Genomic DNA, 20,701 nt, shown 5'->3' on the forward strand with positions numbered 1-20,701 from the left:
ATTGCCCGGCAAAGACAATCAGTCCACTCCCTCTGTCCTGCCGCAACGGCAGAACACACGGTCTGATCAAGCGGGCTGCCCAGCGTAGCGGCCAAGCGGTGTGGCTAAACGCCGGTGGAGCCGAAACCGCCGGCGCCCCGCGCCGTCTCGGAGGTCTCCGTCACCTCGCTCACGACAACCTGGGTTACCGGCGCGATCACCATCTGCGCGATGCGCATGCCGCGTTCGATGATAAAAACGTCTTGCCCCAGATTGGCGAGAATGACCTTCACTTCGCCGCGATAATCGCTGTCCACTGTGCCGGGAGAGTTGAGGCAGGTGATGCCGTTCTTGATGGCGAGGCCGGAGCGGGGGCGGATTTGCGCCTCGTAACCCTGCGGAACCTCGAAGATGAAACCGGTCGGGACCAGCGCGCGTTCACCCGGTTGCAGGGTCAGCGTTTCACCGGCGGGCACGGCAGCGCGCAGGTCCATGCCGGCGGCGCCACGGGTTTCGTAGGACGGCAATTCGAGGTCTGTGCCATTGGCGAGACGGACGAGACGGAGAAGGGGGCTATTGTCATTTTGAACGGTCATGCGGCATTAGTTTGCCGAGATCGCGGCAAGGTCAATTGCAAATGCGGGCCTGAAACGCTAGATAGCCCGCAATTCCACAGGATTTGTCAGATGGCCGAAACACTTGCCGAGGCGGTCTCCCGCCGCCGCACCTTTGCTATTATCGCGCACCCGGACGCGGGTAAGACCACGCTTACCGAAAAACTGCTGCTGTTCGGCGGAGCGATCCAGCTCGCCGGTGAAGTAAAGGCGAAGAAGGATCGCATCCAGACCCGTTCGGACTGGATGAAGATCGAGCGTGAGCGCGGCATTTCGGTCGTCACCTCGGTCATGACCTTCGAATATAACGACCGGGTCTTCAATATTCTCGATACGCCCGGCCACGAGGACTTTGCCGATGATACCTACCGCACGCTGACGGCGGTGGATGCGGCGATCATGGTCATCGACGCCGCCAAGGGTATCGAGCCGCGCACACTGAAGCTCTTCGAAGTCTGCCGTATGCGCGATATTCCGATCATCACCTTCATCAACAAGATGGACCGCGAAAGCCGCGATCCCTTCGAGATTCTGGATGAGGTCGAGGAAAAGCTCGCGCTCGATACTGCGCCCATCACCTGGCCGGTCGGTCGCGCCAAAACCTTCTGCGGCGCCTATAATCTCGCCGAAAATACCTTCCGCGGCAACGATACCCAGGTTGACGGGCTGCCGGTCAACGGTCCGCAGGCGGTTGCCGATCGCCTGCCGGAAAATGAACGTCAGCTTTTTGTCGAAGAAACCGAGCTTGCGCTGGAAGCCTGCCGTCCTTTCGACCGTCAGGCGTTCCTCGAAGGCCACATGACGCCGGTGTTCTTCGGTTCGGCGCTGCGCAATTTCGGTGTGCGTGACCTCATCAATGCGCTTGGCGATTTCGCCCCGCCGCCGCGCGATCAGGTGGCGGATACGCGCACCGTCCATGCGGCTGAAGAGAAAATGACGGCCTTTGTCTTCAAGATTCAGGCCAATATGGATCCGAACCATCGCGACCGTATCGCTTTCGCCCGCATCTGCTCCGGCAAGCTGGAGCGCGGCATGAAGGCGCGGCTTGCTCGCACCGGCAAGCAGATGGGGCTCACCGCGCCGCAATTCTTCTTCGCTTCGCAGCGCCAGCTGGCAGATACCGCCTTTGCGGGCGACGTGGTAGGCATCCCGAACCATGGCACACTGCGCATCGGCGATACGCTGACCGAGGGGGAAAACCTCGTATTTCAGGGCGTGCCGAACTTCTCGCCGGAAATCCTGCGCCGCGTGCGTCTGGAAGACGCCATGAAGGCGAAGAAGCTGAAGGAAGCCCTGCAGCAGATGGCAGAAGAGGGCGTTGTGCAGCTCTTTTCGCCGGAAGATGGCTCACCGGCCATTGTCGGTGTTGTCGGCGCGCTGCAGCTCGATGTGTTGAAGGAGCGCCTGATGGGCGAATACGGCCTGCCGGTCTCCTTCGAAATGTCGCGCTTTTCGGTCTGCCGCTGGATTTCCTCCGATCAGCCGGCGGAAATGGACAAGTTCCTCAACGTCAAGCGCGGCGATATCGCCCGCGATCTGGACGGCGACCCGGTGTTTCTGGCGCAGGACGCCTTCTCTCTACGTTACGAATCCGAGCGTTTCCCGGCAATCAAAATGGTTGCCATCAAGGAATATCACGTCGCCAAGGCGGCGTGATATCAGCCGGATTGCACTTTGAATGCCAAGGGCTTAGTTTCCCCTGAAACGGGAAACTGGTCCGGCATCATGACGCTTTCAGGCAGACATATCCTCCTCATCATCTCCGGCGGCATCGCAGCCTATAAGAGCCTCGATCTTATTCGTCGTCTGAAGGAGCGTGGCGCTAAGGTGACGCCAGTGATGACGAAGGGCGCGCAGGAATTCGTCACCCCGCTTGCCGTCGGCGCGCTGTCCGCCACCCATGTCTTCACCGAGCTTTTTTCACGGCAGGATGAACAGGATGTAGGCCATATCAGGCTGGCGCGCGACTGCGATCTCGTGCTGGTGGCTCCCGCCACAGGCGATCTGATGGCGAAGATGGCGCACGGTCTGGCCGACGATCTCGCCTCCACGATTCTTCTCGCGACGGATCGCAAGGTGCTGGTCGCACCCGCCATGAACCCGAAAATGTGGTCGGCAAAGCCCACGCTCCGCAATGTCGAAACGCTGAAAAAAGACGGTGTGTTTTTCATCGGCCCGATGGCTGGCGAGATGGCGGAGAAGGGCGAGGCTGGTTTTGGCCGCATGGCCGAGCCATTGCAGATCGTTGAAGCCGTCGCCGCACTGCTGGATGAGGGGCGAAAGCCTCTGCAGGGTAAAACGGCCATCGTCACCTCCGGTCCCACGCACGAGCCGATTGATCCCGTGCGCTATATCGCCAACCGTTCCTCCGGCAAGCAGGGCCATGCCATTGCGGCGGCTCTGGCGGAACTGGGTGCAAAGGTCACGCTGGTTTCCGGTCCCGTCACGATTGCCGATCCGGCAGGTGTTGAAACAGTTCATGTCGAGCGCGCCGAGGAGATGCGCGATGCGGTGATCTCGAGGCTGCCGGCGGATATCGCCGTCATGGTCGCCGCCGTCGCCGACTGGCGGGTGACGGGTTCATCGGAACAGAAGATCAAGAAGCAACCGGGCGATGCGCCGCCGGCGCTGCAGCTGACGGAAAATCCCGATATTCTCAAAACCGTCGGCCATCATGAAAAGCGCCCGACGCTGGTGGTGGGTTTTGCCGCTGAAACACAGGATATCGAAAAGAACGGCCGGGCGAAGCTGGAACGCAAGGGGGCGGATTATATCGTCGCCAATGATGTCTCGGCGCAAACCGGCATCATGGGCGGGGACCGCAACAGCGTGAAAATCATTTCAGCGGACGGTGTCGAGGCCTGGCCGGATCTGGACAAGACCGAAGTCGCAAAACATCTGGCGGCACTGATCGCGGAGAAACTCGCATGAGCCTGTTCGATCGCAAGACATTCGACAGGGTGCTTGGTGAATGGCCGGGCGTACGCTTCGTCGATCAATGGGACTCGCATGTGGCAAAGGTAGGCGACAAGGTCTTTGCCGTGCTCGGCGAGCGGGAGGACTGGCGGCTGGTGGTGAAATGCTCGGAAGAGAGCTTCGAAATATTGACCTCACTCGAAGGCATTGCTCAGGCGCCCTATTTCGCCAAACGCAAATGGGTCTCGATTGCCGATCATTCACCGCTCGAACAGGAAGAACTGGAGCACTATGTGCGCCGTTCCTATGAGCTTGTCGCCGCCGGCCTGACAAAAAAGCTGCGGGGCGAACTCGGCATCGTGATCGATACCGCACCCCGTCTGTAATTTTCCGTCAGTTGACCTTCTTGTCCTTGCCGATGATCTGGCGGACGCCTTCTTTGGTGAAGGGTTGCAGAAGCTGCGGCACGAACCCCTTTGCGATCTCACCCTTGATGCCGATATCCGTGGACGAGGGCCGGTCCGGGTTGTGGTAGGACCCGAAGATGAGATCGAAGATGACGAGGTTTTCGCCGTAATTGGTGTTGCCTTCCGGAAGCTGCTTCGAATGGTGCCAGCGGTGCAGGCGCGGTGTGCTGAAGATGTAATCGAGCAGCCCCGTTTTCATGTCGACGTTGCAATGGGTCAAAATACCGATGAAGGCGGTCACGGCGCCGAGCCACCAGAAAACCTGAAGCGGCGCACCCATGAAATAGAGCGGAATCTGGCTGAGCGCGATCTTGAACAGGGAGTCGGCCACATGGAACCGACCGGTATTGACGACCCAGAGCCGAACGACGCTGTGATGCAGGGCATGGAACCGCCAGAAGAATACCGTTTCATGCGCGATGCGGTGGGCCCAGTAGAGACCGAACTCGGCAATCGCCACCGCAAGCGCGACCTGGACGATCATTGGCAGATGGGACGGCCAGAGGTCGAACCGCATCGCCGCCAGCGGCTGTAGAACATTCGCGGCGACCATCGGGAAGATTGCCGCGGCGGCGGCAGCGAGTTGCACGAGCCCCTTCGTCAGAAGCGTGTGACCGATGCTGTTGATGGTCTCGCCGTCTCCCTCAAGCCATTCGACCTCATAGGGAATATAACGCTCGAGGAGAAACAGGCTGAGAACAGCGCCTGCATAAACCGTCAGGAAGGCTGCGATCGGATGGTTGCTCGCAAAAGCGAAGTAGGAACCCACAAGGCCGCCGGCGAAAACCAGTGGCCAGGAGGTATAGGAAAGGGTTTCTTTTAATACTTGCGCTTTTGCCATCAAAATCAAATCCCGTCCGGCGTATCCGTCTCTACCATCGGCGCACTTTCGCGCAGGGTCAGAGCAGCCGTTACCCGCATCGATCACCTGTCTAGATCAAAGATCAGGTCCTTATCGCTCCAATGCATTACACAAACATGGCACATCGCGGTGCCGAAATGCTCAGCTTACCCTGATCGCAATATAGAGAAGCGTCAGCGCAATCACCCAGAGCGCTATCCGCCCCCATTTGGTATGTCGCGCTTCCGCCTTGCCGATGGCTTCCGCCGTCTGCGCATCAAAACGCAGGCCGTTCTCGCTCATATACATCAACTCGGAATGCAGCTTTTCCGTCTTGGCGGCAATCTCCGGTGCCGCCTCGGCGAGCTTGAGGGCGGCTTTCACGCCATCCTTCAGATCGGTGACGACGCGTTTCGGGCCGAGATTGTCCCTTATCCAGCCGCCAACGACCGGGTCGGCCGCCTTCCACATGTTGAAGCGCGGATTGAGCATGCGCGACACGCCTTCCACCACCACCATGGTCTTTTGCAGCATGACGAGTTCCGGCCGCGTCTCCATGTCGAAGAGTTCGGTCACTTCGAACAGCAACGTCAGCAACTTGCCCATGGAGATCGTCTCGGCCGGCTGGCCGTGGATCGGTTCGCCAATGGCGCGGATCGCCTGCGCGAAACTGGCTTTGTCGTGGTGGCCTGGCACATAACCGGCCTCGAAATGCACCTCAGCCACCCGCATATAGTCGCGGGTAATGAAGCCGTAGAGGATCTCGGCAAGGAAGCGGCGTTCCTTTTTGCCAAGGCGTCCGGCAATGCCCATATCGACGGCAACGATCTCGCCCTCCGCATCCACGAAGAGATTGCCGGGATGCATATCGGCGTGGAAGAAGCCGTCGCGCAGCGTGTGCCGCAGGAAGGACTGGATCAGCGTATCGGCGAGCTTGTTCAGGTCGTGGCCGGCGGCCTTCAGCCCCTCGATGTCAGACATCTTGACGCCGTCGATCCATTCCATGGTGACGACATCGCGGCCGGTGCGCTCCCAATCGACCTCGGGAACGCGGAAGCCGGGATCGTCCTTGGTGTTCTCGGCAAGTTCGGAAAGGGCGGCGGCCTCGAGCCGCAGATCCATCTCGATCTTCGTCGTCTGCTCCAGCGTGCGCGTCACCTCGACGGGGCGCAGGCGGCGGGCGGAGCGGACGAAACGCTGCTGCAGGTCGGCGATCAGATACATCGCCTCCAGATCGTTCTGGAAACGCTGGCGCACGCCGGGGCGGATGACCTTGACGGCCATCTTGCGCGGGCCTTTTGGTGTGTCCACCATTGCCGGATGGACCTGGGCAATGGAAGCCGCGGCGATCGGATCGCCGAATTCCCTGTAGAGTTCAGACACCGACCGTCCGAGCGAGCCCTCGATATTGGCCTTCGCCGCAGCCGCCGGGAAAAAGGCCATGCGGTCCTGAAGGCTCGCGAGATCGTCGGCGAAGTCGGCGCCCACCACATCCGGCCGGGTCGCAAGAAACTGACCCATCTTCACATAGGAGGGCCCGAGCCGCTCCACAGCCACCGCCAGCCGGTCGCTGCGCTGCGCCCGTTTCGCCTTGCTGCGGGCGAATGGCTTCAGCAGCGCTTTTAATAATTGGGCGGGAGCAGGTAGGTCGTCGGAGGGCAGGGCCAGCACGACGCCTTCGCGCACGAGAACCCAGCCAACCCTTGCGAGGCGGAAATATGCGCCCAAAGTACTCATGCTTATGCTTGTCTCCTGCTTTTACCGGCCATGGTCTTAAAGCTTCCAGCCGGAATGCAGGGCGGCGATGCCGCCGGTGTAATTGGTGTAGGTCACGCGGGAGAAGCCGGCGGTGCGGATCATCGTCGCGAAATCTTCCTGATTGGGGAATTTGCGGATCGATTCGACCAGATATTGATAGGGCTCGGCATCACCGGTGATCATCTTGCCGAATTGCGGAATGGCGTTGAACGACCAGGCGTCATAAACACGGTCGAGCAGCGGCATATCGACTTCGGAAAATTCCAGCACCAGCAGCCGCCCGCCGCGCTTCAACACGCGATGTGCTTCTTTCAGTGCGACATCGATGCGCGGCACATTGCGAATGCCGAACGCGATCGTATAGGCGTCGAATGTATTCGCCTCGAAGGGCAGCTCCTCGGCATTGGCCTCCACAAAGGTCAGATTGTCGGAAAGCTTCTTTTTTGCCGCACGCTCCTCGCCGACGGCCAGCATCGAGCCGTTGATATCGAGAACGGTGGCATGCGCCAGACGGTTGGAGGCCTCGATGATACGGAAGGCAATATCGCCGGTGCCGCCCGCAACGTCCAGAATCTTGTAGGACGGGTCCTTGCGCGGCGAAAGCGAAGAGACCATCGCGTCCTTCCACAGCCGGTGCAGACCGGCCGACATCACGTCATTCATGATGTCGTAGCGCTTGGCCACCTTATGGAAGACCTCGTTGACCAGCCCCTGCTTTTTGCCTTCGTCCACCTTGTGGAAGCCATAGGACGTTTCCATGCCGCCTTGGGCAGTGGTACGGGCGTCAGTCATCGTCTGTCTCCATATTTATTGCGTGGCGGACCATAGCGGAAACGCCATGGCAACGCTATCTGTTGCCGCATCGCCTGGGCGCGACATTTCGCGTGCACTGTATAGACCACATGGTCCTAACGATAAACTGCCGGATAAGCCAGATGCCAGAATTGCCAGAAGTCGAAACCGTCAGACGTGGCCTTGCGCCCGCCATGGAAGGGGCAATGGTCCGCCGCCTCCATCTCGGCCGCCCGGATCTGCGCTTTCCTTTCCCGGAGGATTTCGCGGGGCTGATCGAGGGCAAGACGATCATATCGCTCGGACGAAGGGCGAAATATCTTCTCATCGAGCTGGAAGACGGGCTGACGATCGTGTCCCATCTCGGCATGTCCGGTTCGTTTCGTATCGAGGCGGAAACGGATGAGGCTGGCAAGACGCCGGGTGCGTTTCATCACGCCCGCTCGAAGGACGGCAAGCATGACCATGTCGTCTTTCATCTGGATAAAGGCGAAGAGCGCGTCTGCGTCATCTATAATGATCCGCGCCGCTTCGGCTTCATGCATCTGGTGGAGCGCAACAAGCTCGATCTTTACCCGGCCTTTGCCGAGCTTGGCCCGGAGCCGACTGGCAATGCGCTGAGCGCGGATTATCTGGCCAGCCGGTTTGAAGGCAAAAGCCAGCCCCTGAAAAGCACGCTGCTGGACCAGAAGGTCATTGCCGGCCTCGGCAATATCTATGTCTGCGAGGCGCTGTGGCGCGCGCATCTTTCGCCCCTTCGGGCCGCGGGAACGCTGGTGACGAAAGGTGGCAAGCCCAAAGCGCAGCTCATCGATCTGACGGAGAAAATCCGCGATGTCATCGCCGACGCCATCGCCGCCGGCGGCTCCTCACTACGAGACCATATACAGACGGACGGAACGCTCGGTTATTTCCAGCATTCCTTTTCGGTCTACGATCAGGAAGGCCAGCCTTGCCGGACACCCGGCTGCGGGGGTACGGTTGAAAGGGTGGTGCAGGCCGGTCGTTCGACCTTTTATTGCGCCGCCTGCCAGAAGTAATGCTGCCGGAGTAACGGAGAAGGGGAGACTGCCGTGGACTATGAAACGATACTGGTCGAGAAACGCGATGAGGTGGGTGTCATCACCCTCAACCGCCCCAAGGCGCTCAACGCTCTCAATTCGGTGCTCCTGAAAGAGCTGCGGCACATTCTGTCTTCGTTTTCCGCCGATGATTCCATCGGTGCGATCGTTATTACCGGTTCAGAAAAGGCATTTGCGGCGGGCGCGGATATCAAGGAAATGCAGGGGCTGGATTTTGTCGATGCCTATGTCGGCGATTTTCTCGGTAGCTGGGACGAAGTTGCAGCCACCCGCAAGCCTGTCATCGCCGCCGTTTCCGGCTTTGCGCTGGGCGGCGGCTGCGAGCTGGCGATGATGTGCGATTTCATCATCGCTTCTGATACGGCGAAGTTCGGCCAGCCGGAAATCACCCTCGGCGTCATTCCGGGCATGGGCGGCTCGCAGCGGCTGACACGGGCGGTCGGCAAGGCGAAGGCCATGGACCTGGTTCTGACCGGCCGCATGATGGATGCGGCGGAAGCCGAGCGCGCCGGTCTCGTGTCGCGTGTTGTGCCGGCTGCCAACCTGATGGACGAGGCGGTGGAAGCGGCAACCCGCATAGCTTCCCTGTCGCGTGCCTCCGTGCTCATGGCCAAGGAAAGCGTCAACCGTTCCTTCGAGGTGCCGCTTTCGGAAGGTCTGAGATTTGAAAGACGCTCCTTCCAGTCGCTCTTTGCGACAGTGGATCAGAAGGAGGGCATGGCCGCCTTCGTGGAAAAGCGCAAACCCGCTTTCCGGAATCGCTAAGGATTCGGAATATCGGCGCTTTTAAGCGTTTTGCGCGTTGACGGGCGTAAGCTTTAGCGGTATATGCCCGCCCACGGTTAAGGAAAGCCATCCGGCTTGTCCGAAATTACTCCCGCATTCTTGGGTTACGTGAGGTCTTCGAACGACCCGATCCTATGGTTGCGGAATTTGGTTTGAATTCGAAGAGAGGCATACATGGCCAATACAACTTCGGCGAAAAAGGCGACCCGCAAGATCGCTCGCCGTACCGCAGTCAACAAGGCTCGCCGTTCGCGCGTTCGCGGCTTCATCCGCAAGGTCGAGGAAGCCATCGCTTCCGGTGATCTCGCAGTCGCCACCGAAGCTCTGAAGGCAGCTCAGCCCGAGATCCAGCGCGCCGCCACCCGGGGCGTTCTGCACGGCAACACCGCATCCCGCAAGGTGTCGCGTCTCGCACAGCGCGTTAAGGCTCTTTCCGCCTAATCCGGCTAATCACAAATAATTATTCAAAAAGCCTGGTCTTTTGACCGGGCTTTTTGTGATTCTAACTGCCCGTTAACCATTGCTGCCGTAACGTGACAAACGCATGTCAGATGGACGACAGGAAATTTGCAGTAAAAACAACAGCTTGCTGGAGGTCTCTGGAAAACTCAGGGGCTTTCTCTACGGAAGTCGCGGCTAGTTTTGAGTCAAGAAGATTTTTATTTTTTTGCCAAAATCAGCTCTCAAAAATTGCCAAAATTGAATCTCATTGATTCATAAGCGATTCTGCTTCGCACCCTGTCGATGATGCAAAACGGCCTTTGCGAGTCAATGGCCGATCTGAGTTTTTGCAGAAAAAACGCCATTGATCTCTCCCCACGATCCTGCCTAAATGCATTTCAACAAGGGGTGCGGATCTCAGTCCACAAATTATCTCGATGATCGTATCGACGATATTCACCTTCTTGCTGACGGGTCTTTCGAGGTCCGTTTTTTCAGGTCATGGAGCTTTTTGTGCCGTTTCGGTCTCCGGAACGGGCGGGGGTTTTTTGTCCTCAAGAATGCGCCTTAAGGTTGTAACGAAAGGAGCGTTTTTAGCGTGTCGCAGGCCTCTCCATGAGGGGGAGGGAAATGGGATAACCGGCTCGCAAACAAGTAGTCGCCTTTGGCGTTCTTTCGAGGGGAACGCTTGGGGGCAGAAATAAACGAGGGGGATCCCTGGCGGTCGATCTTTGATCGTCAGGCTATGATTGGCAATTTGAAAGGCGGCAATATGCAATTGAATTTGGCGATGGGTGCGGTGGCTGATGGGGACCGCGCACCAAAGACGCGTGATGCAGCTTGCTCAGATGCGGCAGGGGACAAATCGGCAATGACGCACGATGCGCTGTTTGAACGTTTTAGCGCGCGGCTCAAGGCACAGGTTGGTCCGGAGGTCTATGCAAGCTGGTTCGCGCGGCTCAAACTCCATACCGTTTCGAAAAGCGTCGTCCGTTTTACCGTTCCGACGACCTTTCTGAAGTCCTGGATCAACAACCGTTACATGGACCTGATCACCAACCTCGTCCAGAGCGAGGATCCGGATGTGCTGAAGGTGGAGATTCTCGTCCGCTCGGCCAGCCGCCCGGTCCGTCCGGCTCAGACCGAGGAGAGGGCGCAGCCCGCTGCGGAGGTTGGTGCGGCTCCGCGGAACAAGTCCTTTATTCCGTCTCAGCCCGCAACGACGCCCGCCGCGCAGCCCGCGGCTTCGCAGGCGACCTTGCGTCAGGGCGGTTCCGGGCCGTTGTTCGGCTCGCCGCTCGACACACGTTTCACCTTCGACACCTTTGTTGAAGGCTCGTCCAACCGCGTCGCGCTTGCGGCGGCAAAGACGATCGCCGAAGCCGGCGCCGGCGCTGTGCGCTTCAACCCGCTGTTCATCCATGCGGGTGTTGGTCTCGGCAAGACGCATCTTCTGCAGGCAATCGCCAATGCCGCCATCGACAGCCCGCGCAATCCGCGCGTGGTCTATCTGACGGCCGAATATTTCATGTGGCGTTTTGCGACCGCGATCCGCGACAATGATGCGCTGACGCTGAAGGACACGCTGCGCAATATCGACCTGCTCGTCATCGATGACATGCAGTTCCTGCAGGGCAAGATGATCCAGCATGAATTCTGCCACCTGCTGAACATGCTGCTCGACAGCGCCAAGCAGGTCGTTGTCGCGGCTGACCGTGCGCCATGGGAGCTGGAATCGCTTGATCCGCGTGTCCGTTCCCGTCTTCAGGGCGGCATGGCCATCGAGATCGAAGGTCCCGATTACGACATGCGCTACGAAATGCTCAACCGCCGCCTCGGCTCGGCGCGCCAGGACGATCCGTCTTTCGAGATTTCGGATGAGATCCTGACCCATGTGGCCAAGAGCGTGACGGCGAGCGGACGCGAACTGGAAGGCGCCTTCAACCAGCTGATGTTCCGTCGCTCTTTCGAGCCGAACCTCTCGGTCGACCGTGTCGATGAACTGCTGTCACATCTCGTCGGGACGGGTGAGGCCAAGCGCGTGCGCATCGAGGATATTCAGCGCATCGTCGCCAAGCACTATAATGTGTCGCGGCAGGAGCTGGTGTCCAACCGTCGCACCCGCGTCATCGTCAAGCCGCGCCAGATCGCCATGTATCTGGCCAAGATGCTGACGCCGCGTTCTTTCCCCGAGATCGGTCGCCGTTTCGGCGGTCGCGATCACACCACGGTTCTGCATGCCGTGCGCAAAATCGAGGAGCTGATCTCCGGCGACACCAAGCTTGGCCATGAGGTTGAGCTGCTGAAGCGCCTGATCAACGAAAACAACGCATAAAAGAAGCGGCCCTCGGGCCGCTTTTTTATTGTCTTCTTGTTTATGGGTTAAAGTCGGATTGACGCTGGCGTCAGCAGGCGAGATCGGCTACCACGGCATCCAGAATAAGCATGCCTGATGGTGTGCAGCGCAGGCGGGAATTGCCGAGCCTTTCCACGAAACCATGCTGTAGCAGGAACTCTTCCTTCTCCGGGTCGAGATCGCGGCCGGAAAGGTCGCTCCAGCGGGCGAGATCAATGCCCTCGCGCAGGCGAAGGCCCATCAGCAGCAATTCGTCTGCCTGTTCGTCGACGCCGAGCAGTTCCTGATCGACCATGCCGTGGCCTTCCCGCTCCACGGTTTCGAGCCAGTTTTCCGGGTGGCGTTCGGTCGCGGTTGCGAGCTTGGAAGCGCCCCTCGTCAGGCGTCCATGCGCGCCTGGGCCAATGCCGGCATAATCACCATAACGCCAGTAGGTGAGGTTGTGGCGGCTTTCGGCGCCGGGCCGTGCGTGGTTGGAAACCTCATAGGCCGGCATGCCGTAACGCTCGGTGATTTCCTGGGTCGCCTCATAAAGCACAGCCGAATGCTCGCCGTCAGGCACGATGAGCTTGCCGGCCTTGTGCAGGCCGTAGAAAGGCGTACCTTCCTCAATGGTCAGCTGGTAGAGCGACAGATGGTCGACCGCGTAGGAGACAGCCTCCTTCAGCTCCGCGTCCCATTCGGCCACCGTCTGGTTCGGGCGGGCATAGATGAGATCGAAGGACATGCGCGGAAAAATCTCGCGCGCCAGGCGAATGGCTTTCAGGGCATCGGCAACATCATGCAGGCGGCCGAGGAACTTCAGGTCGCGGTCGTTGAGCGCCTGCACGCCGAGCGAGACGCGATTGACGCCCGCCGCGCGATAACCGCGAAAACGTTCCGCCTCGACGCTGGAAGGATTGGCCTCCATGGTGATCTCGATACCATCGGGCACATGCCAGAAGCGTGCGACGCCATCGAGAAGCGCTGCGACCGTCTGCGGGTCCATCAGGGACGGCGTGCCGCCGCCCATGAAGATGCTGGTCACAACGCGCGGGCCGCTCAGCGTGCGCATATGTTCCATTTCACGGAGAAAGGCAGCAGTAAACCGTTCCTGATCCACCGGCCGGTGGCGGACATGGCTGTTGAAATCGCAATAGGGACATTTGGCCGCGCAGAAGGGCCAATGCAGATAGATCCCGAAACCGGGATCGCCCGTATCCGGCAGAAGCGATGCGCCGGGGGCAGAAAGTTGATGCTCCCCGACCATCGGGTTCATGCCTCCAGGCAGGTTTCTACGAATTTCTTGAAGGCGCGGGCGCGGTGCGACAGTGCAAAGGCGTCGCCATGTTTCCAGCCGTGTTTTTCATCCGAGCTCATCTCGCCGAATGTAGTGTCATAACCTTCGGGCTTAAAGATGGGATCATAACCGAAGCCGCTCGTTCCGCGTGGCGGCCAAACGACAGCGCCCTCCACCTCGCCACGGAAATATTCGACATGCCCGTCCGGCCAGGCAAGGCACAGCACGCTGACAAAGCGGCCGGTGCGGTCTTCCAGCTTCGATGCGCCACGCTCGGCAAGCGCATCCTCGACCTTCTGCATGGCCATGGCGAAGTCGCGGGTGCCGTCGGCCGTCTCCGCCCAATTGGCGGTATAGACGCCAGGCGCACCGTCAAGCGCGTCGATGACCAGACCGGAATCGTCGGACAAGGCCGGAAGACCGGATGCCTTTGCGGAGGCAAGCGCCTTGATGGCGGCATTTTCCTCGAAGGTGGTGCCCGTCTCGTCCGGTTCTGAGAAATTCAGCTCCGCCGCCGATTTGGCGGAAAAGCCGAAAGGCCCGATCAGATCGGCGATTTCGGCGATCTTGCCCTTGTTGTGGCTGGCGACGACGATCGTTCTGGTATCGAGCTTGCGCATCACGTTTTCCTGTCGGCTCAGGCGATAGCCTGTTTCTGAAGGGCGACCAGTTCGCTGCATCCGGCCTTGGCAAGACCTAGCAACGTCAGGAATTCTTCCTCGGAGAAGGGCGCGCCTTCCGCCGTTCCCTGAACCTCGACGATGCCGCCGGAACCGGTGATGACGAAATTTGCATCGGTCTCGGCGGAGGAATCCTCGAGATAATCGAGATCGATCACCGGCTGGTTGGCGAAGATACCGCAGGAGATCGCCGCGATATGGTCCTTCAGAACCTTCTCGACCTTGATCATGTTGCGGGTTTCCATCCACTTCAGGCAATCGTGGAGCGCAATCCATGCGCCGGTGATGGAGGCGGTGCGAGTGCCGCCATCGGCCTGAATGACGTCGCAGTCGATACTGATCTGGCGTTCGCCGAGCGCCTGCAGGTCAACGACGGCGCGCAGCGAGCGGCCGATAAGGCGCTGGATTTCCTGCGTGCGGCCGCCCTGCTTGCCGGAGGCGGCTTCGCGCTTCATGCGCTCATGGGTGGAGCGCGGCAGCATGCCATATTCGGCGGTGACCCAGCCCTTGCCGCTGTTGCGCAGCCATGGCGGCGTCTTTTCTTCCAGGCTTGCGGTGACAAGCACATGCGTGTCGCCGAATTTTACCAGACAGGAACCTTCGGCATGTTTCGAGAAATTGCGCTCGAAGGAAACCTTGCGCATCTGGTCGGTTTTTCTGCCTGAAGGCCGCATATGATCCACTCTCCATGTTGGTTCCTGCCTTCTAAGGTGCGCCCCGGGCTTTTGCAAAGCCAATTTCCATTTTGCCGCGGCGTTGCAACGCATTATATTGATGCGAGCTGGTTTGAACGACAAAGAACGGACGAAATGGGTTTTTCCGCACCGCTATCAAAAGATCAGGCATCATTGCTGGATGAACGGTCTCGGGAAATTTTCCGGCGCATCGTCGAAGGTTATCTCGATACGGGCGAGCCGCTCGGATCCCGCAGCCTGTCGCGGCTGTTGCCGATGTCGCTTTCACCCGCTTCCGTCCGCAATGTCATGAGCGATCTTGAGGAACTGGGCCTCATCTATTCGCCGCATATCAGCGCCGGGCGTTTGCCCACCCAGACGGGGCTGCGTTTCTTCGTCGACGCCTTCATGCAGGTGGGTGATCTGCCGGCGGAGGAGCGGGCAAACATCGACCGGCAGATTGGCCCGGTCGCCGGCCACGAGCAATCGCTGGAAGGGCTGCTGACGGAGGCAAGCCGCATGCTGTCAGGCATGTCGCGCGGCGCCGGCCTCGTGCTGACGGCCAAGAATGACGTCATCCTCAAACATGTGGAATTCATCCGGCTGGAGCCCACCAAGGCGCTCGCAGTTCTAGTCGGCGATCACAATCAGGTGGAAAACCGCATCATTGAGTTGCCCGCCGGCATTTCGTCATCGCAATTGATCGAGGCGGCAAATTTCATCAATGCCCATCTGTCCGGCCAGACGCTGCAGGAATTGCGGACACAGTTCCAGAAGCAGCAGGCGGAACTGCAATCGGAACTCGGTACGCTGGCGCAGGATCTCATCGAGCGCGGTCTGGCCGTCTGGGCGGGGGACAATGAGGAGGGCAAGCTTGGCCGCCTCATCGTTCGCGGACGCTCCAACCTGCTGGAGGGTCTCGCCGGTGAAGAGGATATCGATCGGGTACGCCTGCTGTTCGACGATCTCGAGCGCAAGGAAAACCTTATCGAAATTCTCAACCTTGCGGAAAGCGGTTCCGGGGTCAGGATTTTCATCGGCTCTGAAAACAAGCTGTTTTCGCTCTCCGGTTCTTCTCTGATCGTCGCGCCCTATCGCGATGAGGACAACCGTGTGGTGGGTGCGGTCGGCGTTATCGGCCCCACCAGGCTGAATTATGCCCGTATCGTGCCGATGGTGGATTATACCGCACAGATCATGGCGCGCCTTTCCCGCAAGCAAAGATAGGACAAGCCCGCAAAGGTCAGAGAATGCGGCGAGCTTTTCGCCGCAAGCCTTGATTTTTGCCCGTCAAAGCTCGATATCGGGCGCAACCAACAATATTCAAATCTGGAGAACGTCATGACCGACGATACAAAAAAGCCCGGACCTGACGCGGACGTCGCGGAAGAGTTTGTCGATCCTGCCCTGGCAGGTGAAGAACAGGCCGAAACGGCAGAACCCGATCCGGTCGAGCTGCTCAAGGCTGAGAACGCCGATCTGCGCGATAAATTCCTGCGCCTTGCAGCCGAGATGGACAATCTTCGCCGTCGCACCGAACGCGATGTCAAGGATGCCAAGGCCTATTCCCTGGCCGGTTTCGCACGCGACATGCTCGCCGTTTCCGATAATCTTCGCCGCGCGCTCGAAGCCATTCCCGATGAGCTCAAGACCAATGGCGAAGCCGGTCTCAACGGCCTCATTGAAGGCGTCGAGATGACGGAACGTTCGATGCTGTCGACGCTGGAGCGCCACGGCGTGAAGAAGATCGATGCCGAGGGCCAGAAATTCGACCCGAATTTCCATCAGGCCATGTTCGAAATTCCGAATACGGCGGTTCCGAACAATACGGTGCTGCAGGTGGTTCAGGCTGGTTTCACCATCGGCGACCGCGTGCTGCGCCCCGCCATGGTCGGTGTCGCCAAGGGCGGCCCGAAGGTGGAGACCGCCGCGTCTGCCGAGCCGGGCACCTCGTCTCTCAATGAAAAAGACGCGTAAGACATTTGTCCTTACGTCATAAAAAACGCGCCTTCAGGGCGCGTTTTTTATTGCCGTTAAATTGAGGGGCGGCCTGTGATCAAGCCGCCGTTGCCTGTTCCTGATTGAGGAAGGCGTAGATTGCCGTATCGGAATCGGTCGCACGCAGCTTGGCCACCAGCTCAGGGTCACGCAGGGCGCGTGCAATTCTGGACAAAGCCTTCAGATGATCCGCGCCGGCGCCCTCGGGCGCGAGCAGCAGGAAAACCAGATCGACCGGCTGGTCGTCCAGCGCCTCGAAATCGACCGGCGTTTCAAGGCGTGCGAAAACGCCGGTGATCTGATGAATGCTGTTGAGCTTGCCATGCGGAATGGCAATGCCGTGGCCCACACCGGTGGAGCCGAGCTTCTCACGCTGGAGGATGACGTCGAAAACTTCCCGTTCCGAGACTCCGGTAATTCTGGCTGCCTTTGCGGCCAGCTCCTGAAGCAACTGCTTTTTGGAATTCACCTTGAGGGCGGGAATAATCGCATCTTGTTGCAGCAAATCTGCCAACGCCATTCTCTTTTTCCTTCATGCCATCGAGACGATGCAGGAGGCAGATGCATTTTCGCGCTCTGCCTCCCACGTCTTGTCAGACTGTTCAGCTCTTGATCGTTTCCGCGTCGATCCAGCCAATATTGCCGTCATGACGCCGGTAAACGATGTTGAGATATTCCTTGCCGGGGCTGCGGAAGAGCAGAACCGGTTCGTCGGTCATGTCGAGCGCCATCACGGCGCTGGCGACTGACATTGTCTTAATCTGTTTCGAACTCTCCGCCACAATGGTGGGTGCGTAATCCTCGGGAACCTCGTGGTCCTCATCGGGAATAGCATCCATCACCGTATAGGCGATTTCCTGTGACACGCCATTCGAACCATTGTGATGGTCCTTCAGCTTGCGCTTGTAACGACGCAGGCGCTTTTCGATCCGCTCTGCGGCGGCGTCGAAACTGGCTTGCGGATCATTTGCCTGACCCGCCGCATGCAATACAACGCCCGTATCGAGATGCAGCTTGCAATCGGCGGCAAAACGCGATCCCGACTTCTCCACGGTCACTTGGCCTGAATACCCCCCATCGAAGTATTTGGTAACTGCCAGACCTATATTGTCCTCAATCCGCTGACGGAAAGATTCACCGATCTCCATATGTTTACCAGATACACGCACACTCATGGAAATTTTCCTTTTTGTAGTGATTTGCGAGTACCAGCTTACGTCAAGCCGCGCGCGCATCCAAGCGTTTCGAAGACCTTAAAAAGCCTCCATTTGAATTTTACGCCCATGGACGGTGGAGATGAATCCGTTACAAATGACCTTGCTTACGTGTGCGGCGGGCTTCTAGCCCCTGGCGTGGCAAGAGTCAATGGTGCGGCAAAAAACCGCCACAAACGTGAACGGCTCGTTGCTCAGAAGGCGGAAAGCTTGGCCAGCGCCTTCTTTTCCCGGCGCCTCTGAACGGAGGAGGGGATGTTCATCGCCTCGCGATATTTGGCGACTGTGCGGCGGGCGATATCGATGCCGCTCTTTTTCAGATTGTCGACGATGTCGTCGTCGGAAAGGACCGCCTCGGCGGCCTCCTGCGCGATCATGGCCTTGATGCGGTGACGCACCGCTTCCGCCGAATGGCTGTCTCCGCCTTCAACGGCGCTGATCGAGACGCTGAAGAAATATTTCAGTTCGAACAGCCCGCGCGGCGTCAGCATGTATTTTTTGGATGTCACCCGGCTGACGGTGGATTCATGCATCTTGATGGCGTCGGCCACCGTCTTGAGGTTCAGCGGGCGCAGTTGGTCGACACCATTGACGAGGAAGGCATCCTGCTGGCGAACGATTTCCGTCGCCACTTTCATGATTGTCCGGGCGCGCTGGTCGAGGCTGCGGGTCAGCCAATGGGCCGTCTGCATACATTCGGCCAGAAAATCCTGATCCTCGCCCGCACGCGCCTTATGTTTCGATACCTCGGCAAAGTAACTCTGGTTGATGAGCACGCGCGGCAGGGTCTCGGGATTGATTTCCACCAGCCAGCCACCGGTGGAGGAGGGGCGAACGATAATATCTGGAACGATGGTCTCCGAAACCATCGAGTCGTAACCTGCGCCGGGGCGAGGGTTGAGCGTGCGGATTTCCGCCAGCATGTCGAGGAGGTCTTCCTCATCGACGCCGCAGATTTTTTTCAAAGAGGCGAAGTCGCGTTTCGCCAGAAGTTCCAGATTATCGACGAAAGCCCGCATGGCCGGATCAAGCCGATCCTTCTGGGCAAGCTGGATCGCCAGACATTCGCTCAGGGAACGGGAAAATATACCCGGTGGGTCGAAGCCCTGGAGAGTCTTCAGGACGTGCTCTACCGCCGACGGCGCCGCTCCCAGTCGTTCAGCGACATCATCGACGGCATCCGCCGCAATATAGCCGGTCTCATCGAGCTGACCGATCAGTGCATCGGCGATCATCCGGTCCTCGGCGGCTGATATGGCGAGCGGCAATTGCTGATTGAGATGGTCGCCGAGGCTCTGTCTGGCCGCGACGAAATCATCGAGGTCATAACTTTCCCCGGACTCCTGGCCGGGCATGGATTTCCATTGGCCGGCCAGTTCGGGCGCGTCGGCTTTTCTGGGCTCCGCATCGTCGGGAAAGACGTTTTCGAAGCTGGTATCCAGTTGCTCGCCGAGATTTGCGGCGCGATCGCCATACCAGTCGTCACTGTCTGATGTCACCGTGGCGGATCTCTCCGAGCCTTCGCCGTCCGCGTCGCCGAAACTCTCCGCCTCTACCGGGGTATCGCTGCTCAAATCGCCATCGTTTGCCGCAATTTCCAGCAATGGATTGCGCTCCACCTCCTGCGCGATGAACTGCGTCAGCTCGAAATGCGTCATCTGAAGCAGCTGGATGGACTGCATCAGCTGCGGTGTCATCACAAGAGACTGGTTTTGACGCAGCAAAAGGCTGGCAGACAATGCCATGGCGGACGCGAAACTCCCCTTACAGCTTCTCCATGGCCACAGTTTTCATAAATTTTGCGGAGGCGATGGAACTTGGCCCAAAAATTGCTTTTTTATCTTGTTTGGTCAAGCGTCAGGGCGGGGCGCGATGAAGAATCTTTCGCGCGCCGGTCACGATGATTTTTAGGTCGAAACGACCTAAAATCTTAAATCATGATCTAGATCATATAATTAGAGCGGGATTTCAAGCGAAAACCGCACACACTTTTCGCTATCCCGCTCTGGGTTCAAAGGCTAAAATTATTGCCGAGATAGAGACGGCGTACATCCGGATTGTTGACAATATCATCCGGACGCCCATGCGTCAGAACCTCGCCGGCATGGATGATGTAGGCGCGGTCGATGAGACCGAGCGTTTCACGGACGTTGTGGTCGGTCACGAGAACGCCGATGCCGCGCGCTGTCAGGTGTCTCACCAGATTCTGGATATCGCTGACCGAAATCGGGTCAACGCCCGCGAAAGGTTCATCGAGCAGCATGAAAGTCGGGTCGGTCGCAAGAGCGCGCGCGATTTCCAGACGCCGCCGCTCGCCGCCCGAAAGCGCCACGGCAGGGGATTTGCGCAGCTGCGCGATGTGAAACTCTTCCAGCAGCTCATCGAGCTTGTGGTTGCGCTTGGCTGCGTCCGGCTCATGCACTTCCAGCACGGCGCGGATATTTTCCTCGACCGTGAGGCCGCGGAAAATCGAGGCTTCCTGCGGCAGATAACCGACGCCGAGACGGGCGCGACGATACATCGGCATGGTGGTGACATCATTGCCGTTGATGGCGATCTTGCCGGTATCGACAGGCACCAGGCCCGTGATCATGTAAAAGCAGGTGGTTTTGCCGGCGCCGTTCGGGCCGAGCAGTCCCACGGCCTCGCCACGGCGCACGACCAGTGAAACGCCGTTAACGACACGGCGCGTATTATAGGTCTTCGTCAGACCATGCGCGATCAACGTGCCCTGATACGGCGTCTTGTCGGCCGGGGAGGCCGCGTCCGAGGACCGGCTGCGCCCGCCGCCGAATATCTTTGAAATCGAGGGTATCTTCACGAG

20 protein-coding genes are annotated in these 20,701 nt (G+C 59.0%); 9 read left to right on the plus strand and 11 right to left on the minus strand.

From position 1 onward, the window contains the following. Positions 1–104: 104 nt before the first annotated feature. Complete coding sequence (gene dut, locus WDZ78_RS14535) at positions 105–575, minus strand: dUTP diphosphatase (RefSeq protein ID WP_425673418.1); 471 nt, start codon at positions 573–575, stop codon at positions 105–107. Between the two features lie 90 nt (positions 576–665). Between dut and WDZ78_RS14540 the strand changes: the two genes are divergently transcribed. The 3 genes from WDZ78_RS14540 to WDZ78_RS14550 all read left to right on the plus strand — a co-directional run bounded on the left by WDZ78_RS14540 (position 666) and on the right by WDZ78_RS14550 (position 3,895). Next, on the plus strand, positions 666–2,249 hold the full coding sequence (locus WDZ78_RS14540) for a peptide chain release factor 3 (protein ID WP_003503817.1): 1,584 nt from the start codon (positions 666–668) through the stop codon (positions 2,247–2,249). Positions 2,250–2,318: 69 nt separating this feature from the next. Beyond that, positions 2,319–3,524 carry a bifunctional phosphopantothenoylcysteine decarboxylase/phosphopantothenate--cysteine ligase CoaBC gene (gene coaBC / locus WDZ78_RS14545; protein ID WP_425673419.1) on the plus strand — a complete coding sequence of 402 codons (1,206 nt, stop codon included), beginning with the start codon at positions 2,319–2,321 and terminating at the stop codon, positions 3,522–3,524. Beyond that, on the plus strand, positions 3,521–3,895 hold the full coding sequence (locus WDZ78_RS14550) for an MmcQ/YjbR family DNA-binding protein (protein WP_003503813.1): 375 nt from the start codon (positions 3,521–3,523) through the stop codon (positions 3,893–3,895). Before coaBC ends, WDZ78_RS14550 begins: the two co-directional genes overlap by 4 nt. A gap of 7 nt (positions 3,896–3,902) precedes the next feature. On the opposite strand, the gene WDZ78_RS14555 is transcribed toward WDZ78_RS14550, so the two are convergent. The 3 genes from WDZ78_RS14555 to ubiE all read right to left on the minus strand — a co-directional run bounded on the left by WDZ78_RS14555 (position 3,903) and on the right by ubiE (position 7,367). Beyond that, positions 3,903–4,817 (minus strand): sterol desaturase family protein, encoded by a 915-nt coding sequence (locus WDZ78_RS14555; protein ID WP_425673420.1) that lies wholly within the window; start codon positions 4,815–4,817, stop codon positions 3,903–3,905. A gap of 162 nt (positions 4,818–4,979) precedes the next feature. After that, positions 4,980–6,554: a 2-polyprenylphenol 6-hydroxylase gene (gene ubiB, locus WDZ78_RS14560; protein ID WP_020811191.1), complete on the minus strand. Its 1,575-nt coding sequence runs from the start codon at positions 6,552–6,554 to the stop codon at positions 4,980–4,982. Between the two features lie 36 nt (positions 6,555–6,590). Beyond that, positions 6,591–7,367 carry a bifunctional demethylmenaquinone methyltransferase/2-methoxy-6-polyprenyl-1,4-benzoquinol methylase UbiE gene (ubiE, locus tag WDZ78_RS14565; RefSeq protein WP_020011077.1) on the minus strand — a complete coding sequence of 259 codons (777 nt, stop codon included), beginning with the start codon at positions 7,365–7,367 and terminating at the stop codon, positions 6,591–6,593. Positions 7,368–7,510: 143 nt separating this feature from the next. Here ubiE and mutM point away from each other — a divergent pair, with 143 nt between their 5' ends. The 4 genes from mutM (at position 7,511) to dnaA (ending at position 12,011) form a co-directional block, all read left to right on the plus strand. Beyond that, complete coding sequence (mutM, locus tag WDZ78_RS14570; protein ID WP_020011076.1) at positions 7,511–8,407, plus strand: bifunctional DNA-formamidopyrimidine glycosylase/DNA-(apurinic or apyrimidinic site) lyase; 897 nt, start codon at positions 7,511–7,513, stop codon at positions 8,405–8,407. A gap of 33 nt (positions 8,408–8,440) precedes the next feature. Further along, positions 8,441–9,214, plus strand: a complete 774-nt coding sequence (locus WDZ78_RS14575; RefSeq protein ID WP_425673421.1) for an enoyl-CoA hydratase — start codon at positions 8,441–8,443, stop codon at positions 9,212–9,214. 195 nt (positions 9,215–9,409) lie between these two features. Continuing rightward, on the plus strand, positions 9,410–9,676 hold the full coding sequence (gene rpsT / locus WDZ78_RS14580) for a 30S ribosomal protein S20 (protein ID WP_003493474.1): 267 nt from the start codon (positions 9,410–9,412) through the stop codon (positions 9,674–9,676). 871 nt (positions 9,677–10,547) lie between these two features. After that, positions 10,548–12,011, plus strand: coding sequence for a chromosomal replication initiator protein DnaA (dnaA, locus tag WDZ78_RS14585; RefSeq protein WP_026363804.1), 1,464 nt, complete (start codon positions 10,548–10,550; stop codon positions 12,009–12,011). A 70-nt stretch (positions 12,012–12,081) separates the two neighbouring features. Here dnaA and hemW read toward each other — a convergent pair whose 3' ends face one another. From hemW to rph, 3 genes are read right to left on the minus strand one after another with little or no spacing between them, the layout of a single operon-like run. Continuing rightward, complete coding sequence (gene hemW, locus WDZ78_RS14590; RefSeq protein WP_003503800.1) at positions 12,082–13,281, minus strand: radical SAM family heme chaperone HemW; 1,200 nt, start codon at positions 13,279–13,281, stop codon at positions 12,082–12,084. A 5-nt stretch (positions 13,282–13,286) separates the two neighbouring features. Further along, positions 13,287–13,931, minus strand: coding sequence for an RdgB/HAM1 family non-canonical purine NTP pyrophosphatase (rdgB, locus tag WDZ78_RS14595; protein ID WP_003503799.1), 645 nt, complete (start codon positions 13,929–13,931; stop codon positions 13,287–13,289). A 17-nt stretch (positions 13,932–13,948) separates the two neighbouring features. Next, on the minus strand, positions 13,949–14,665 hold the full coding sequence (gene rph / locus WDZ78_RS14600; RefSeq protein ID WP_003503798.1) for a ribonuclease PH: 717 nt from the start codon (positions 14,663–14,665) through the stop codon (positions 13,949–13,951). 135 nt (positions 14,666–14,800) lie between these two features. On the opposite strand from rph, the gene hrcA reads away from it, so the two are divergent. Both hrcA and grpE read left to right on the plus strand, forming a co-directional pair. Continuing rightward, positions 14,801–15,892, plus strand: a complete 1,092-nt coding sequence (gene hrcA / locus WDZ78_RS14605) for a heat-inducible transcriptional repressor HrcA (protein WP_003503796.1) — start codon at positions 14,801–14,803, stop codon at positions 15,890–15,892. Between the two features lie 114 nt (positions 15,893–16,006). Next, positions 16,007–16,642 (plus strand): nucleotide exchange factor GrpE, encoded by a 636-nt coding sequence (grpE, locus tag WDZ78_RS14610; protein WP_020011071.1) that lies wholly within the window; start codon positions 16,007–16,009, stop codon positions 16,640–16,642. A 79-nt stretch (positions 16,643–16,721) separates the two neighbouring features. On the opposite strand, the gene ptsN is transcribed toward grpE, so the two are convergent. The 4 genes from ptsN to lptB form a co-directional block, all read right to left on the minus strand. Beyond that, positions 16,722–17,183, minus strand: a complete 462-nt coding sequence (gene ptsN, locus WDZ78_RS14615; protein ID WP_003503792.1) for a PTS IIA-like nitrogen regulatory protein PtsN — start codon at positions 17,181–17,183, stop codon at positions 16,722–16,724. An 82-nt stretch (positions 17,184–17,265) separates the two neighbouring features. Next, positions 17,266–17,838 (minus strand): ribosome hibernation-promoting factor, HPF/YfiA family, encoded by a 573-nt coding sequence (gene hpf, locus WDZ78_RS14620; RefSeq protein ID WP_026363803.1) that lies wholly within the window; start codon positions 17,836–17,838, stop codon positions 17,266–17,268. 233 nt (positions 17,839–18,071) lie between these two features. Then, positions 18,072–19,622, minus strand: coding sequence for an RNA polymerase factor sigma-54 (gene rpoN / locus WDZ78_RS14625; protein ID WP_026363802.1), 1,551 nt, complete (start codon positions 19,620–19,622; stop codon positions 18,072–18,074). 266 nt (positions 19,623–19,888) lie between these two features. Further along, positions 19,889–20,698, minus strand: a complete 810-nt coding sequence (gene lptB / locus WDZ78_RS14630; protein WP_425673422.1) for an LPS export ABC transporter ATP-binding protein — start codon at positions 20,696–20,698, stop codon at positions 19,889–19,891. Positions 20,699–20,701 lie beyond the last annotated feature (3 nt).

The sequence above is a fragment of the Agrobacterium sp. M50-1 genome, assembly GCF_049843495.1.
Taxonomy (GTDB): domain Bacteria; phylum Pseudomonadota; class Alphaproteobacteria; order Rhizobiales; family Rhizobiaceae; genus Agrobacterium; species Agrobacterium radiobacter.